Source organism: Mesorhizobium sp. M0060 (assembly GCF_040323155.1).
Classification (GTDB): domain Bacteria; phylum Pseudomonadota; class Alphaproteobacteria; order Rhizobiales; family Rhizobiaceae; genus Mesorhizobium.
In genome coordinates this window covers 251,644-268,191 of sequence record NZ_JAMYUP010000004.1, presented here as the reverse complement: position 1 = coordinate 268,191, position 16,548 = coordinate 251,644, and the positions used below count along the sequence as shown (strand labels likewise).

Genomic DNA, 16,548 nt, shown 5'->3' with positions numbered 1-16,548 from the left:
AGGACATGCCGATCGAAATTCTCATGCCCGCCCTCTCGCCGACCATGGAAGAGGGTAGTGTTTCCAAATGGTTGAAGAAAGAAGGTGACAAGGTCGCCGCCGGTGACGCTATCGCCGAGATCGAGACCGACAAGGCGACGATGGAAGTCGAAGCCGTCGATGAAGGCACGCTTGCCAAGATCGTGGTTCCTGCCGGCACGGAAGGTGTCAAGGTCAACAGCGTGATCGCTGTGCTGGCCGTCGATGGCGAAGACATCGACGAGGCACGCGAAGGCATCGGCGAGGAGCCTGCCAAGGCTGAAATAGCAGAGCCGGCGCCTGCCGCGGCCAAGAGCGAAGTTGCAGCACCTGTTGCCGCCGCGCCCAAGCTGGAAATTGCCGCCGATCCGGACATCCCGGCTGGCACTGAAATGGTCTCGACCACGGTGCGTGAGGCGTTGCGTGATGCCATGGCCGAGGAAATGCGCCGCGACGGCGACGTCTTCGTCATGGGCGAGGAAGTCGCCGAGTACCAGGGCGCCTACAAGATCACGCAAGGCCTGCTGCAGGAATTCGGTCCGAGGCGCGTGGTCGACACGCCGATCACCGAGCACGGCTTTGCCGGCGTTGGTGTTGGCGCGGCGATGGCCGGCCTGAAGCCGATCGTCGAATTCATGACCTTCAACTTCGCCATGCAGGCGATCGACCAAATCATCAATTCAGCCGCCAAGACGCTCTATATGTCCGGCGGCCAGATGGGCGCTCCGATCGTCTTTCGCGGCCCGAACGGCGCGGCTGCCCGCGTCGCCGCGCAGCATTCGCAATGCTATGCCGCCTGGTACAGCCATATTCCCGGCCTGAAGGTGGTGATGCCTTATACCGCCGCCGACGCCAAGGGCCTGCTGAAGGCGGCGATCCGCGATCCGAACCCGGTCATTTTCCTCGAGAACGAAATCCTTTACGGCCACTCCTTCGACGTGCCGAAGATGGACGATTTCGTGTTGCCGATCGGCAAGGCGCGCATTCACAAATCCGGCAAGGACGTCACCATCGTCTCGTTCGGCATCGGCATGACCTACGCGATCAAGGCGGAGGCGGAGTTGCGCGGCATGGGCATCGATGCCGAGATCATCGACTTGCGCACCATCCGCCCCCTCGACTTCGACACGATCATCGCCTCGGTCAAAAAGACCAATCGCCTGGTGGTGGTCGAGGAAGGCTTTCCGCAGAACTCGGTCGGCGACCATATCGCCAACCAGGTCTCGCAGCGCGCCTTCGATTTCCTCGACGCACCGGTCATCACCATTGCCGGTAAGGACGTGCCGATGCCTTATGCGGCGAACCTCGAAAAGCTGGCGCTGCCCAATGTCGGCGAGGTCGTCGAGGCGGTCAAAGCCGTCACGTATCGCTGAGCAGGGCGGGAGGACAAAATGCCGATCAACATCACCATGCCAGCCCTGTCGCCCACGATGGAAGAGGGCAATCTTTCCAAGTGGCTGGTCAACGAGGGCGACAAGGTCTCGCCGGGCGACGTGATCGCCGAGATCGAGACCGACAAGGCAACGATGGAAGTCGAAGCTGTCGACGAAGGCACGGTCGCCAAGCTGGTGGTTCCGGCCGGCACTGAGGGCGTCAAGGTCAATGCGCTGATTGCGGTGCTTGCGGCCGAAGGCGAGGATGTGAGCGCTGCCGCGAAGGCTGGTGACGGTACTGCATCGGCAAAGGCCGAGGCCAAGCAGGATAAGGCGCCAATCTCCCCACCCGTGGGGGAGACGTCGACGAAGTCGACAGAGGGGGGCGCTGTCCCGCCAGCCGCACGGAGCGAGGCGCCCCCCTCTGGCCTGCCGGCCATCTCCCCCATAGGGGGGGAGATCAGCCAATCGGACGGCCGCACCTTCGCTTCGCCGCTTGCCCGCCGCATCGCCAAGGAGGCCGGTGTCGACGTAGCGGCGGTGACCGGCTCCGGCCCGCATGGCCGCGTCGTCAAGGCCGACGTGGATGCCGCGATTTCCGGCGGTGGCAAGACGGCGCCGGCAGCAAAAGCGGCCCCTGCGGGCGCCCCGGCTCCGGCTGCCGCGCCAAGGCCGATGTCCGACGAGCAGGTGCTCAAACTGTTCGCCGAAGGCTCCTACGAGCTTGTCCCGCATGACAATATGCGCAAGACAATCGCGCGGCGGCTGGTCGAGGCCAAGACCACCATCCCGCATTTCTATCTAACGCTCGACTGCGAACTCGATGCGCTTCTGGCGCTGCGCACGCAGATCAACACGGCAGCCCCGGTGAAGAAAACCGAGAAGGGCGAAACGCCGGCCTACAAGCTATCGGTCAACGACATGGTGATCAAGGCTCTTGCCATGGCACTGATGGCGGTGCCGGATGCCAATGCCTCGTGGACCGAAAACGCCATGGTCAAGCACAAGCATGCCGATGTCGGCGTTGCCGTGTCGATCCCCGGCGGTTTGATCACGCCGATCATCCGGCGTGCCGACGAAAAGACGCTGTCGGTCATTTCCAATGAGATGAAGGACCTTGCCGGCCGTGCCCGCAGCCGCAAGCTGAAGCCGGAAGAATACCAGGGCGGCACCACGGCAGTGTCCAATCTCGGCATGTTCGGCATCAAGGATTTTTCTGCCGTCATCAACCCGCCGCATGCGACGATCCTGGCGGTCGGCGCCGGCGAGCAGCGCGCGGTGGTCAAGAACGGCGAGATCAAGATCGCGACTATCATGTCGGTGACGCTGTCGACCGATCACCGCGCCGTCGACGGTGCGCTCGGCGCCGAACTGCTCGTCGCCTTCAAGCGCATGATCGAAAATCCGATGGGCATGCTGGTTTAAGAGAAGGGAAACGGGGCGGTGCGGAAATTCTTCACCAGCCTTTTTGCCTTCTTCCTTTCCGGTTTGGCCGGCGGATTGGTGGCGCAGCAATTGGCGGTCATTACCGACGCTCAGGAAGAATACATCCTCGTTTTCATGACGTCGGTATTAGTAACCGTCATCCTGACAGCCGTGTTTTTCATCGCGCAGTTTATGCCGAACCCGCAAAAGGCAATAAATCTGACGATGTTTGTCGCGGTTGGATTTTTTCTGCTCGTCGGGGTTGGCCTGATCGGCTGGACTTTCTCCCAGCCGCCGGGCAAGCGCCAGTGGTCGGGCGATCTTCCCATTGTCGCCAGTCTCGTCCTGCCGGGCATCGCTACGGTGCTGGTCCAGTGGCTTTTCGTGCGCTGGCTATTGGGGCGCTCCCAACCAGGTTTCGGCGGGGCAGGCACATGAAGACGGTCCTCTGCTACGGCGATTCGCTGACCTGGGGCTATGACGCGGCAAGCCTCGGCCGTCATCGGCTGACGGATCGCTGGCCGAGCGTGCTGCAGGCAGAACTGGGCAGCGGCGTCGAGGTCATCGCCGAAGGCCTGAATGGCCGAACCACCGCCTTCGACGATCATTTGGCCGGGGCGGACCGCAATGGCGCAAGGCTGTTGCCGACGATCCTGACGACGCATGCACCGATCGACCTGATCGTCATCATGCTCGGCGCCAACGACATGAAACCGTGGATCCACGGCATTCCGGTCGCGGCCAAGCAAGGCATGCAACGCCTGATCGATATCGTGCGCGGTCACGATTACCCGTTCGATTGGCCGGCGCCGCAGATCCTGATCGTCGCGCCGCCCATAGTCAGCCGCACGGAAAACGCCGAGTTCAAGGAAATGTTCGCCGGCGGCGATGACGCGTCAAAGCGGCTGGCGCCGCAATATTCCGCCCTTGCCGACGAGGCCGGCTGCGGCTTCTTCGATGCGGGCACGGTGGCCGAAACGACGCCGCTCGACGGCGTCCACCTCGACGCGGAAAACACGCGGAACATCGGGCAAGCGCTGGCGCCGCTCGTGCGCGTCATGCTGGAATTGTGAAGGAGAAAGCCGTGGCTGAGAACTACGACGTCATCATCATCGGCTCCGGCCCCGGCGGCTATGTCACTGCCGTGCGTTCGGCGCAACTTGGCTTCAAGACGGCGGTTGTCGAGCGCGAGCACTTGGGCGGCATCTGCCTGAACTGGGGCTGCATCCCGACCAAAGCGCTGCTGCGCTCGGCCGAGATCATGCACTATTCGGATCACCTGAAGGACTACGGCCTGAAGATCGACGGCAAGGTCAGCGTCGACACAGCCGCCGTCGTCGATCGTTCGCGAAAGGTCTCGCTGCGGCTCAACGGCGGCGTCGGCTTCCTGATGAAGAAGAACAAGGTCGACGTCATCTGGGGCGAAGCCAAACTGACGAAACCTGGTGAGATCGTCGTGTCGAAGTCTTCGAAGAAGCCGATGGAGCCGCAGCCGCCGGCGCCGAAGGGCGTCAAGGGCGAAGGCACCTACAGCGCCAAGCACATCATCCTGGCGACCGGCGCCAGGCCGCGCGCGCTGCCCGGCATCGAGCCGGACGGCAAGCTGATCTGGACCTATTTCGAGGCCATGGTGCCGAAAGAGATGCCGAAATCGCTGCTGGTGGTGGGCTCGGGCGCCATCGGCATCGAGTTCGCTTCGTTCTACCGCACCATGGGCGCCGAGGTGACCGTGGTCGAGCTGCTGCCGGCGGTAATGCCGGTCGAGGACGCCGAAGTCTCCAAATTTGCGCAAAAGCAGTTCGAAAAGCAAGGCATGAAGATCATCCTCGAAGCCAGGGTGACAAAAGTCGAGAAGGGCGCCAATTCGGTCACCGCGCATGTCGAGATGAAGGACGGCAAGGTCGAGAAGATCACCGCCGACCGCATGATCTCGGCCGTCGGCGTGCAAGGCAATATCGAGAATCTCGGCCTCGAGGCGCTCGGCGTGAAGACCGAACGCGGCTGCGTCGTCGTCGACGGCTACGGCAGGACCAATGTGCCCGGCATCTATGCCATCGGCGATGTCGCCGGACCGCCGATGCTCGCCCACAAGGCCGAGCATGAGGGCGTGGTGTGCGTGGAAAAGATCGCCAATTTCCCCGGCGTGCATGCCATCGACAAGCTGAAGGTCCCGGGCTGCACCTATTGCAATCCGCAAGTCGCGTCGGTCGGACTGACGGAAGCCAAAGCGAAAGCCGACGGCAAGGACATCCGCGTCGGCCGCTTCCAGTTCGCCGCAAACGGCAAGGCGATTGCGCTCGGCGAGGACCAAGGCTTCGTCAAGACCATTTTCGACAAGAAGACCGGCCAGTTGCTGGGTGCCCACATGGTCGGCGCAGAAGTAACCGAACTGATCCAGGGCTTCGTCGTGGCGATGAACCTGGAGACCACCGAGGAAGAGCTGATGCACACGATCTTCCCGCACCCGACGCTGTCGGAGATGATGAAGGAGAGTGTGCTCGACGCCTATGGTCGCGCGCTGAATGCATGATAAATTAGTTGCGCGAGACTCACACGGAAGGCCCAAAGGAACTCGACGGCAAGGCAATTCGTTTCGCACGCATCATCCATCATACAAGGAGAGGGCATATGGAAATGAACGGCGTGGGCTGGGTAGCAGCCATCATCATTGGTGGCCTGGCGGGGTGGCTCGCCGAGATGGTCATGAAGAGCAATACCGGCGTCCTCATGAACATTATTCTCGGCATTGTCGGCGCCATCGTGCTGAATGCCATCTTGCAGGCACTGAACATCGGCATCTTCGGCGTCGGCTGGATCGCCTATCTGATCACCGGCTTCATCGGCGCCTGCATTCTGATTGCGGTCGGACGGCTGGTGCGCCGCTAACCTCTGTCGGCACTTGCTATGCGAAAAAGCCACCGCGGCATGCGCGATCGCGGCCTTTTTCTTTTCGCCGAAAAGTCCTAGATGACGTGGGTAGAGCGAGCGCCGGATAGGCGCTCGCGAATGAGCCGGGTTTCACATGGTCACCGTCCTCGACACGATTGCCAATGCGCCGCGCCCGCGGCATCCCGAAAAGGCGCACAAGCCGGATCAGGACGTGCTGCGCAAGCCTGACTGGATCCGCGTCAAGGCGCCGATGTCGAAAGGCTATGCCGAGACGCGCGAAATCGTGAAGTCTCACAGACTGGTAACCGTGTGCGAAGAGGCCGGCTGCCCCAATATCGGCGAGTGCTGGGAGAAGAAGCACGCCACCTTCATGATTATGGGCGAGATCTGCACGCGGGCCTGCGCCTTCTGCAACGTCGCCACCGGCATCCCCACTGCACTCGATCCCGACGAGCCGACGCGTGTCGCGCATGCGGTCAAGCAGATGGGCTTGAGTCATGTCGTCATCACCTCCGTCGACCGCGATGATCTCGCCGACGGCGGAGCCCAGCATTTCGCCGAAGTTATCCGCGCAATCAGGGCGGCGACGCCGTCGACGACGGTCGAAATCCTGACGCCCGACTTCCTGCGCAAGGACGGCGCGCTGGAGATCGTCGTGGCGGCCAAGCCGGACGTTTTCAACCATAATCTAGAGACCGTGCCGTCGAACTATCTGACGGTTCGGCCGGGTGCGCGCTATTTCCACTCGATCAGGCTCTTGCAGCGGGTCAAGGAACTCGACCCCTCGATCTTCACCAAGTCCGGCATCATGGTTGGCCTTGGCGAGGAGCGGAACGAAATCCTGCAACTGATGGACGATCTGCGTTCGGCCAATGTCGACTTCATGACCATCGGCCAATATCTGCAGCCGTCGAAGAAGCACCATCCGGTGATCCGCTTTGTCACGCCGGAGGAGTTCAAGTCCTTCGAGACGATCGGCAGAACGAAAGGCTTCCTGCTGGTGGCGTCGAGCCCGCTGACGCGCTCGTCGCACCATGCAGGCGACGACTTTGCCAGGTTGCGCGCGGCGCGCGAAGCTTTTCTCAGGAAGTCCGCCTAATACACTGGTTTCATGCCACAATTCGAAGCCAATCGCCGCGTTTCGCATACGCCGGAGCAGATGTTCGCTCTGGTCGCCGATGTCGAATCCTATCCGCAATTCCTGCCGCTTTGCGAGGCACTTACGGTTCGTTCGCGCAAGGAACGCGACGGACGCACCCTGCTCATCGCCGACATGAGCATCGGCTACAAGGCGATCCGCGAGACCTTCACCACGCAGGTGCTGCTGAAGCCGGACGAGAACGCCATCGACGTCAAATATATCGACGGCCCGTTCAAATATCTGAGCAATGTCTGGCGCTTCGACCCGGCGGACGGCGGCGGTTGCAACGTCTGCTTCTTTATCGACTATGAGTTCAAGAGCCGCATTTTGGGTGCGCTCATGGGAACCATGTTCGACCGCGCCTTCCGCATGTTCTCCGAGGCGTTCGAGAAACGTGCCGAAATCATCTACGGTGCGCCATCGGCAGCCTGATCCGCAGCGAGCGCGCGCAAACCCAGTTCAAGCGCATGCCGGACCGTCTCCCGGCGGATGAAATCACGGCCCTTGTCGGCGAACAGCTGGCATTCGCTGACCACCGGCCGGCCAGCCACGGCAACGCCGAACCAGACCAGGCCGACAGGTTTTTCCGCCGAGCCGCCGCCCGGACCAGCGATGCCTGTCACCGCCAGGGCGAGCCCGGCCGGCGAATGGGCCAAGGCGCCGGCCGCCATCTCCACCGCCGTCTCGCGCGAGACCGCGCCGTGCGCCTCGAGCGTGGCGGCTGAGACGCCGAGCATCTCGGTCTTGGCCTGGTTGGAATAGGTGATGAAGCCGCGATCGACCACCGTGGAAGAGCCGGCGATGTCGGTCAGCGCGGCGATGATCATGCCGCCGGTGCAGCTCTCGGCCGTCGCCAGCATGATGCCGCGCTGCTGGCAGGCCTGAAGCAGGGCATCTGCGAAATCGTTGTTGCTCATTCGGGGACGTCACCTGGAAATACGACGCTGGCGGTCGCGATGGCCGCTATGCCTTCCTCGCGGCCGATAAAGCCGAGCTTTTCGTTGGTTGTCGCCTTGATCGAGATGCGGTCCCGGGAAATTCGCAGTATTGCGGAAAGCGTTTCGGTCATGGCCTCGCGATGCGGGCCGACGCGCGGCGCCTCGCAGATCAGCGTGATGTCGGCATTGGCGATGCGCCCGCCGCGCTCGCGCACCAGCTTCGCCGCGTGTTCGACGAAAATGCGTGAAGCGGCCCCTTTCCACTGCGGGTCGGAGGGCGGGAAATGCGTGCCGATGTCGCCGGCGCCGCAGGTGGCGAGCAACGCGTCAGTCAACGCATGCAGGCCGACATCGGCATCCGAATGGCCGGATAATTTCCTGTCGTGTGGAATGGCGACGCCGCACAGGGTGACATGGTCTCCGGGCTCGAAGGCATGAACGTCGTAGCCATTGCCGGTTCGGATGTCCGGAAACCGTGACCCGCCGGAAAGCCGCTGATCCGCCATTGCAATATCCCGTGCCCAGGTCAGCTTGACATTGTCCGGCGAGCCGGGAACGATCTTCACCGGAATATGCGCCCATTCGGCGATTGCCGCATCGTCGGTGAAATCCGCTTTGCCCAGATGATGAGCCTTTTCGTGCGCGGCTAGGATCGGCCAGAACGGAAAGCCTTGCGGTGTCTGTGCGGCATGGAGCCCGGCCCTGGACACCGTTTCGCCGATCATGCCTTCGGCCGTTTCGCGCTTGAGCGTATCGGCAACAGGCAAAGCAGGCAGTGCTCCCTGGCGCTCTTCAATGGCGGCGATCGTGCGGTCTATCAGTTCCGCATCGACAAACGGCCGAGCCGCATCATGGATCAGGACCCGGCCCGGCGCGTGGCTTCTCAGCGCCAGCAGCCCAAGCCGGACGGACTCCTGCCGTGACGTACCGCCGGTCACAGCGACAACACGGTCGGCATTCGCGCCGGCGGCGCGACGGAAAAGCGCGCCGTCGTCGGCATGAACAGCAACGACGACAGGTCCGATCTTCGGATGCGTCAGAAAGGCGTCGAGCGTGCGTGCGATGACAGCGCCGCCGCCAATCTGCTGGTACTGCTTCGGCCCATTGGCCTGTCCGGCGCGCGCGCCGCGGCCGGCCGCAACGATGACCACGGCGACCTTGTCGTCCGCAGCTTGCTTTTCGCTCACATCTCTCATGCCGAGACGCTTAGCGCATGATCCCGAAAAGTGGTATCGCTTTCGGAAGACCTAGGGTTGGTGCGGTCCGGCGATCCGTATTTTTCCCAAATGCGCCTTAATGTCACGACATTGCGCGTTGCACATTGCCGTCGTTCTGGCTAGAGAATGTGCAGCAATCGAAGGTGCTTGGTTTTTGTGCATGCCTGATGTGACCAAATTGGCCTCGCCGCTGGACGTGGGTGGCGTGAGAATCCGCAACCGCGTGTTTCTCGCGCCGATGTCGGGCATTACCGACGAACCGTTCCGGCAGCGCGCCCATGCGCATGGCGCCGGGCTGGTGGTGTCGGAAATGGTGGCGAGCGGTGAGCTTGCAAAGGGCAGGGCCGGTTGCGGCCTGCGCATCCGTCATTCCGGGCTGCCTGTCCACATGGTCCAGCTTGCCGGCCGCGAGGCGGTGCACATGGCCGAGGGCGCGCGAATCGCAGCCGGCGAGGGCGCCGACATCATCGACATCAACATGGGCTGTCCGGCCAAAAAGGTGACGGGCGGCTATGCCGGTTCGGCACTGATGCGAGACCTCGACCACGCACTGTCGCTGATCGAAGCGGTAGTCGGCGCGGTCGAGGTGCCGGTCACGGTCAAGATGCGGCTCGGCTGGGACGAAGGCGCGCTCAACGCGCCGATGCTGGCGCGACGCGCCGAGCAGGCCGGCGTCAGGATGGTGACGGTGCACGGCCGCACACGTTGCCAGTTCTATCAGGGCAAGGCCGACTGGCGTGCCATCGCACGCGTCAAGCAGGCCGTCTCGATCCCGGTCGTTGCCAATGGCGATGTCGGCTCGCCGGCAGAGGCAGCGTTGATCCTCGAGCAGTCTGGCGCCGACGCGGTGATGATCGGCCGCGCGCATTATGGCGCGCCGTGGACTGCCGGCAGCATCGTAGCGGCCGCGCTGGCCGAGCCAGTATCCGGCATGCCGGAAAGCCCGGGGGCGCTGTCGGACTACGTCGTTGCCCATTACGAAGACATGCTGACGCTCTATGGCGTGGAAAGCGGATTGCGCCAGGCGCGCAAGCATCTCGGCTGGTATCTCGACCGGCATACCGCCGCAAGCGACGACCGGCGCAGGGCCATACTCACGTCTTTCGGGCCTGGGCGTGTCATCGCCTTGCTGCGCGACATGTTTTCAAGCGCTCCCGAAGCGGCGAACCTGCGGAGTGCGGCATGAACGCCACCGTCACACAGAGCACGGATATGGCGGACGCCGCGCATATTGTGCTCAACACCATTCGTCGGCCGGTGATCATGGTCGATCCGCAAGGCTTCATCACCTTCGCCAATGCCGATGCCGAGGATTTTTTCCGCTCGAGCGCCACGATGCTCGCCCGCAACACGCTGCACAAGCTCATTCCTTTCGGCAGTCCGCTGCTGACGCTTGTCGACCAGGTTCGCGAGCGCCGAGCGCCGGTCAACGAATACCGAGTGGACGTGTCGTCGCCGCGTCTCGGCATCGAGAAGGTGGTCGACCTCTACGTTGCGCCGGTGACGGAATTTCCAGGCTCCGTCGTGGTGATGTTCCAGGAGCGCTCGATGGCCGACAAGATCGATCGGCAGATGACGCATCGCGGTGCCGCGCGCTCGGTCACCGGCCTCGCCGCGATGCTTGCCCATGAGATCAAGAACCCGCTGTCCGGCATTCGTGGTGCCGCCCAGCTGCTAGAGCTGTCGGCATCCGACGAGGATCGCGCGCTGACCAGGCTGATCACCGACGAGACCGACCGCATTGTCTCGCTGGTCGACCGCATGGAGGTGTTTTCCGACGAGCGGCCGATCGACCGCTACCCCGTCAACATCCATATCGTGCTCGACCATGTCAAGGCGATCGCCAAGAACGGTTTTGCCAAGCGGATCAAGATATTAGAGGACTATGATCCATCGTTGCCTCCGGTTTTTGCCAACCGCGATCAGCTCATCCAGGTATTCCTCAACCTAGTCAAAAATGCCGCCGAGGCGATCGGCAGCGATCCGCAGGGCGAAATCGTGCTGTCGACCGCCTTCCGGCCGGGCATCCGTGTTTCGGTGCCGGGAACGCAGGATCGCGTATCGCTGCCATTGGAATTCTGCGTGCGTGACAACGGCTCGGGAGTTTCGGAGGATATTCTGCCGATCCTGTTTGATCCCTTTATCACCACCAAGCCGAACGGCTCCGGTCTCGGTCTGGCGCTGGTCGCGAAGATTGTCGGCGAGCATGGCGGCATCATTGAATGCGAATCGACGCCGCGCGGGACCACCTTCCGCATCCTGATGCCGGCGTGGAAAGAAACTCAGTTTGGCACCGACGACGACGGTGAAGGAGACCGCAAATGACCGTTCGCGGCAATATTCTCGTCGCTGACGACGATGCGGCCATCCGCACTGTCCTCAACCAGGCGCTTTCACGCGTCGGCCATGACGTGCGTGTCACCTCCAACGCTTCGACGCTGTGGCGCTGGGTGGCGGCGGGCGAGGGCGATCTGGTCATCACCGACGTCGTTATGCCTGACGAGAACGCCTTCGACATGCTACCGCGCATCAAGAAGGCGCGACCGGAACTGCCGGTCATCGTCATGAGTGCGCAGAACACGTTCATGACCGCGATCCGGGCCTCCGAAACCGGAGCCTACGAATATCTGCCAAAGCCGTTCGACCTGACCGAGCTCCTCAATATCGTCAACCGCGCGCTTTCCGAGCCGAGGCGGCCGAAGATCGATACGCGTGCCGACGAGCCGCCGGAAACGATGCCGCTGGTCGGCCGCTCGGCGGCCATGCAGGACATCTACCGCATGCTGGCGCGCATGATGCAGACCGACCTGACGGTGATGATCTCAGGCGAGTCGGGTACCGGCAAGGAACTGGTGGCGCGCGCGCTGCACGAATATGGTCGTCGTCGTGGTGGTCCGTTCGTCGCCATCAACATGGCGGCGATCCCACGCGACCTGATCGAATCGGAGCTGTTCGGGCACGAGAAGGGCGCCTTTACCGGCGCGCAGAACCGTTCCACCGGCCGTTTCGAGCAGGCTGAAGGCGGCACGCTCTTCCTCGACGAGATTGGCGACATGCCGATGGAAGCGCAGACGCGGCTGCTGCGTGTGCTGCAGCAGGGCGAATACACCACGGTCGGCGGCCGCACGCCGATCAAGACCGACGTGCGCATCGTCGCTGCTACCAACAAGGACCTGCGCACGCTGATCAATCAGGGGCTTTTCCGCGAGGACCTGTTCTACCGCTTGAACGTCGTGCCGCTCAGGCTGCCGGCGCTGCGCGAGCGATCGGAGGACATTCCGGACCTCGTCCGTCACTTCTTCAAGCTCGGCGTCAGCGAAGGCCTGCAGACCAAGCGCATTTCCACCGGCGGCATCGAGTTGATGAAGCGCTACCCATGGCCGGGCAACGTGCGCGAACTCGAAAACCTCATCCGCAGGCTGGCTGCACTGTATTCGCAGGACGAGATTTCCGCCGAGATCATCGAGGCGGAGTTGAAGACTGGCGAAAGGCCGGTCGTTCCAGGTGGCGGCAACCTCATTCCCGACGACCTTTCCATCGGCCAGGCGGTGGAGCATTTCCTGCAGCGCTATTTTGCCTCGTTTGCCGGCGACTTGCCGCCAGCCGGGCTCTATCAGCGAATCCTTTCCGAGGTCGAGTATCCGCTGGTCCTCGCCTCGATGACCGCAACGCGCGGTAACCAGATCAAGGCCGCCGAACTGCTGGGACTCAACCGCAACACGCTACGCAAGAAGATTCGCGAACTCGGCGTCAACGTCTACAAATCCTCCAGGCAGGTCTAGACGAACCCTTACGAGCGCTTTCCAGGGGATCGATCGCCGAAAGATTTCCGTCTCGGCCACACTTGTTGCATAATCGCCACAATGCGTTGCATACATCCGACGCAATCACTGGCTCCAGACGGCGACATGGCTTCACAGACACCAATATTGAGAGAGCCGCTTTTCAGCGGTACCGGCGCGCGGGACGGGCGCCGGCTGCTTGCACTGCCCGGCGTGGTCGCCGTTGCCGGTGCGCTGGTGACGGCGGCAATCTCCTTCGCCATTCTTGTCGGCGCCACGCCGATCACGCCCGACGCGAGGACCACGCTGGCACTGATTGCGCTCAACGCCGCGTTCGTTCTGTTCCTGATTGCGCTGGTCGGCCGCGAAGTGCATCGCATCCTGATGGCACGCCGGCACGGCAAGGCTGCGTCGCGCCTGCACGTGCGCATCGTGGCGATGTTTGCGCTGGTCGCCGCCATTCCCGCGATCATGGTGGCGATCATCGCGTCGATCACGCTCGACATCGGCCTCGACCGTTGGTTCGAGATCCGCACCAAGACGATCGTTAATTCGTCGTTGTCGATCGCCGACGCCTATGTGCAGGAAAACGCACGGAATCTTCAGGGCACGACGTTGTCGATGGCTTACGACCTCGACGCTTCCCGTACGCTTTACGGCCTCGATCGCACCGGTTTCCTAGATCTTATGAACAAGGAGGCCGTAGGACGCTCGCTGGCACACGCAGCACTCATCAAGCCCGATGGTTCCTTTGTCATGAGCGCCAAGACCGACGCGGACTTTGCCATGCCGGAGCCGCCGGAGGGTGCCGTGGCAAGTGCTGCCGACGGCAAGCCGGTGCTGATCGAGCCGCGCACCCGCAACATCATGGGCGCCATCGTCAAGCTGCGCGAGATTGAAGGGCTCTATCTCTACACCATTCGCCTCGTCGATCCCGAGGTGATCAAGGCACGGCAGATCGTCAAATCCAACACCGCCGAATATCGCGGTCTCGAAGACAATCGCCGCACCTCGCAAGTGGCTTTCGCGCTTCCCTATCTATCACTGACGCTGATCATCATCCTGTCCGCCATCTGGACCGGCATTGCGGTGGCCGACCGCCTGGTGCGGCCGATTCGTCAGCTTATCGGCGCGGCCGACGAGGTGGCCACCGGCAATCTCGACGTAGCCGTGCCCGTCCGCCCTTCCGACGGTGACGTCGCCTCACTCGGCGACACCTTCAACAAGATGCTGATGGAGCTGAAATCGCAGCGCAACGAGATCCTGTCGGCCAAGGATTTGATCGACGAGCGGCGGCGCTTTTCGGAAGCGGTGCTTGCCGGCGTCACCGCCGGGGTCATCGGCGTTGATCCATATGGCATCGTCACTATCGTCAACCGTTCGGCCGAAACGATGCTGGCCATATCCGCTACGGCAGCGCTTGGGCAGAACCTTTCCGCCGTGCTGCCGCATGTCGGCCGCGTCTTCGAGATCGGCCGCAAGTCGGGCAAGCCGGTCTATCGCGAACAGGTCACCTTCTATCGTGCCGGCACTGAACGGACCTTCAACGTGCAGATCACGATCGAAGCCGGCGACGACGGTTCGGAGGATAAATCCTACGTCGTGACAGTCGACGACATTACCGACCTGGTCCAGGCACAGCGTTCCTCCGCATGGGCCGACGTGGCGCGGCGCATCGCTCACGAGATCAAGAACCCGCTGACGCCGATCCAGCTTTCGGCCGAGCGTATCAAGCGCCGTTACGGCAAAGTCATCACCGAGGACCGTGAGGTTTTCGATCAATGCACCGACACCATCATCCGGCAAGTGGAGGACATCGGCCGCATGGTCGACGAGTTCTCGGCGTTCGCCCGCATGCCGAAACCGGAAATGAAGGCCATCGATCTGCGTGATTCGTTGCGCGAAGCCTCGTTCCTGGTCGAAGTGAGCCGGGCCGACATCACCTTCGAGCGCGCCTTCGGCAGTGAGCCGCTCAAAGGCACGTTCGACAGCCGCCTGATGGCGCAGGCTTTCGGCAACGTCATCAAGAACGCTGCCGAAGCCATCGACGGACTTGATGCAGAGGATCGTCCGCACGGCATAATCCGGATTCAAGCCGGGCGTCAGAATGGCGCGATTCGAATCGACGTCATCGACAACGGCAGGGGCTTGCCGCGCGAAAACCGGCAGCGCTTGCTCGAGCCTTACATGACGACACGCGAGAAAGGCACCGGACTTGGCCTCGCTATCGTCAAGAAGATCGTGGAGGACCATGGCGGGCGACTCGAATTGCACGATGCTCCAGCGGAATTCCACGACGGGCGGGGCGCAATGATTAGCATCATCCTGCCGGTTGCCGCCACCGTTCCGATACGCGGCGAAGGTAAGACGGAACACGAAAGAGAAACTGAAAAGGTCGGTAATGGCGTCTGATATTCTCATCGTCGATGACGAGGAAGACATCCGCGAGCTTGTCGCCGGTATCCTGAGCGACGAAGGTCACGAAACCCGCACGGCATTTGATGCCGACAGCGCGCTGGCGGTGGTTGCCGACCGGGCACCCAGGCTGATCTTCCTCGACATCTGGCTGCAGGGCTCGCGCCTGGATGGCCTAGCCTTGCTGGACGAGATCAAGACGATGCACCCGAACCTGCCGGTGGTGATGATCTCGGGCCACGGCAATATCGAAACGGCGGTCTCGGCCATCCGCCGCGGCGCCTATGATTTCATCGAAAAGCCATTCAAGGCCGATAGGCTGATCCTCATTGCCGAACGGGCGCTCGAAACGTCCAAATTGAGACGCGAGGTTTCGGATCTCAAGCTGCGCAGCGGCGAGACTTTCGACCTCATCGGCATGTCGTCGGCGATGAGCCAGTTGCGCCAGACCATCGAGCGCGTCGCGCCGACCAACAGCCGCGTCATGATCATCGGCCCCTCCGGCTCGGGCAAGGAACTGGCGGCGCGCGCCATCCACGCGCTGTCGGCGCGCAAGAGTGCACCGTTTGTGACGCTGAGCGCCGCCAACATCACGCCAGAGCGCATGGAGATCGAGCTGTTCGGCACCGAATCGAACGGCGTCGAACGCAAGGTCGGTGCGCTGGAGGAAGCCCATCGCGGCATTCTCTACATCGATGAAGTGGCCGACATGCCGCGCGAGACGCAAAACAAGATCCTGCGCGTGCTGGTCGAACAGCAGTTCGAGCGGGTAGGGGGCACTAAGCGCGTCAAGGTCGACGTGCGCATCATTTCGTCGACCTCGCAGAACCTGGAAGCCATGATCGCCGACGGCCGTTTCCGTGAGGACCTTTATCATCGCCTGGCCGTGGTTCCGGTCATGGTGCCGGGACTGGCCGAGCGTCGCGAGGACATTCCTTATCTGGTCGACAATTTCATGAAGCAGATCGCTCGCCAGGCCGGCATCAAGCCGCGCCGCATCGGCGACGACGCGCTGGCGGTGCTGCAGGCGCATAACTGGCCGGGCAACGTTCGCCAGTTGCGCAACAATGTCGAGCGGCTGATGATCCTGGCGCGCGGCGACGATGTTGAGGCGCCGATCACCGCCGATCTCCTGCCTGCCGAGATCGGCGACGTCATGCCGCGCACTCCAAACAAGTCCGATCAGCACATAATGGCGCTGCCGCTGCGGGAAGCGCGCGAACAATTCGAGAAGGACTATCTGATCGCCCAGATCAACCGTTTTGGCGGCAACATCTCGAAGACGGCCGAGTTTATCGGCATGGAACGCTCCGCATTGCACCGCAAACTGAAGTCGCTGGGCGTCTGACA

General features: G+C 62.5%; 15 protein-coding genes. 13 read left to right on the top strand and 2 right to left on the bottom strand.

Annotation, left to right across the window (positions count from 1 at the left end; all coding sequences use genetic code 11):
• The first annotated feature begins 5 nt into the window (after window positions 1–5).
• From NKJ94_RS06830 to NKJ94_RS06795, 8 genes are all read left to right on the top strand, one after another.
• Window positions 6–1,391, top strand: coding sequence for a pyruvate dehydrogenase complex E1 component subunit beta (locus NKJ94_RS06830; RefSeq protein ID WP_352523803.1), 1,386 nt, complete (start codon window positions 6–8; stop codon window positions 1,389–1,391).
• An 18-nt stretch (window positions 1,392–1,409) separates the two neighbouring features.
• Window positions 1,410–2,816: a pyruvate dehydrogenase complex dihydrolipoamide acetyltransferase gene (locus tag NKJ94_RS06825; RefSeq protein WP_352523802.1), complete on the top strand. Its 1,407-nt coding sequence runs from the start codon at window positions 1,410–1,412 to the stop codon at window positions 2,814–2,816.
• 18 nt (window positions 2,817–2,834) lie between these two features.
• Window positions 2,835–3,254 carry a hypothetical protein gene (locus tag NKJ94_RS06820; protein WP_352523800.1) on the top strand — a complete coding sequence of 140 codons (420 nt, stop codon included), beginning with the start codon at window positions 2,835–2,837 and terminating at the stop codon, window positions 3,252–3,254.
• Window positions 3,251–3,889: an SGNH/GDSL hydrolase family protein gene (locus NKJ94_RS06815; RefSeq protein ID WP_352523799.1), complete on the top strand. Its 639-nt coding sequence runs from the start codon at window positions 3,251–3,253 to the stop codon at window positions 3,887–3,889. The genes NKJ94_RS06820 and NKJ94_RS06815 overlap by 4 nt, the downstream gene beginning before the upstream one ends.
• Window positions 3,890–3,900: 11 nt before the next feature.
• The gene (gene lpdA / locus NKJ94_RS06810; RefSeq protein ID WP_352523798.1) at window positions 3,901–5,346 is read left to right on the top strand and encodes a dihydrolipoyl dehydrogenase; all 1,446 of its coding nucleotides are present in this window, start codon (window positions 3,901–3,903) and stop codon (window positions 5,344–5,346) included.
• Between the two features lie 98 nt (window positions 5,347–5,444).
• Window positions 5,445–5,702 carry a GlsB/YeaQ/YmgE family stress response membrane protein gene (locus NKJ94_RS06805; RefSeq protein WP_352523796.1) on the top strand — a complete coding sequence of 86 codons (258 nt, stop codon included), beginning with the start codon at window positions 5,445–5,447 and terminating at the stop codon, window positions 5,700–5,702.
• Window positions 5,703–5,838: 136 nt separating this feature from the next.
• Window positions 5,839–6,804 carry a lipoyl synthase gene (gene lipA, locus NKJ94_RS06800; RefSeq protein ID WP_352523794.1) on the top strand — a complete coding sequence of 322 codons (966 nt, stop codon included), beginning with the start codon at window positions 5,839–5,841 and terminating at the stop codon, window positions 6,802–6,804.
• Window positions 6,805–6,816: 12 nt separating this feature from the next.
• Entirely contained in the window at window positions 6,817–7,278 is a 462-nt protein-coding gene (locus NKJ94_RS06795) for a type II toxin-antitoxin system RatA family toxin (protein WP_352523792.1), read from the top strand.
• On the opposite strand, the gene NKJ94_RS06790 is transcribed toward NKJ94_RS06795, so the two are convergent.
• Together NKJ94_RS06790 and NKJ94_RS06785 are read right to left on the bottom strand one after the other, a co-directional pair.
• Complete coding sequence (locus NKJ94_RS06790; protein ID WP_352523790.1) at window positions 7,254–7,763, bottom strand: CinA family protein; 510 nt, start codon at window positions 7,761–7,763, stop codon at window positions 7,254–7,256. The genes NKJ94_RS06795 and NKJ94_RS06790 overlap by 25 nt on opposite strands.
• Complete coding sequence (locus NKJ94_RS06785) at window positions 7,760–8,980, bottom strand: bifunctional 2-C-methyl-D-erythritol 4-phosphate cytidylyltransferase/2-C-methyl-D-erythritol 2,4-cyclodiphosphate synthase (RefSeq protein WP_352523788.1); 1,221 nt, start codon at window positions 8,978–8,980, stop codon at window positions 7,760–7,762. The genes NKJ94_RS06790 and NKJ94_RS06785 overlap by 4 nt, the downstream gene beginning before the upstream one ends.
• A gap of 181 nt (window positions 8,981–9,161) precedes the next feature.
• Between NKJ94_RS06785 and dusB the strand changes: the two genes are divergently transcribed.
• The 5 genes from dusB to ntrX all read left to right on the top strand — a co-directional run bounded on the left by dusB (window position 9,162) and on the right by ntrX (window position 16,546).
• Window positions 9,162–10,187, top strand: coding sequence for a tRNA dihydrouridine synthase DusB (dusB, locus tag NKJ94_RS06780; protein WP_352523787.1), 1,026 nt, complete (start codon window positions 9,162–9,164; stop codon window positions 10,185–10,187).
• Window positions 10,184–11,326 carry a two-component system sensor histidine kinase NtrB gene (locus tag NKJ94_RS06775; RefSeq protein ID WP_352523785.1) on the top strand — a complete coding sequence of 381 codons (1,143 nt, stop codon included), beginning with the start codon at window positions 10,184–10,186 and terminating at the stop codon, window positions 11,324–11,326. Before dusB ends, NKJ94_RS06775 begins: the two co-directional genes overlap by 4 nt.
• Window positions 11,323–12,783: a nitrogen regulation protein NR(I) gene (ntrC, locus tag NKJ94_RS06770; protein WP_254817199.1), complete on the top strand. Its 1,461-nt coding sequence runs from the start codon at window positions 11,323–11,325 to the stop codon at window positions 12,781–12,783. Before NKJ94_RS06775 ends, ntrC begins: the two co-directional genes overlap by 4 nt.
• Window positions 12,784–12,909: 126 nt before the next feature.
• Window positions 12,910–15,195: a sensor histidine kinase NtrY-like gene (locus NKJ94_RS06765; protein ID WP_352523784.1), complete on the top strand. Its 2,286-nt coding sequence runs from the start codon at window positions 12,910–12,912 to the stop codon at window positions 15,193–15,195.
• On the top strand, window positions 15,185–16,546 hold the full coding sequence (gene ntrX, locus NKJ94_RS06760) for a nitrogen assimilation response regulator NtrX (protein ID WP_352523783.1): 1,362 nt from the start codon (window positions 15,185–15,187) through the stop codon (window positions 16,544–16,546). The genes NKJ94_RS06765 and ntrX overlap by 11 nt, the downstream gene beginning before the upstream one ends.
• The last annotated feature ends 2 nt before the right edge of the window (window positions 16,547–16,548 follow it).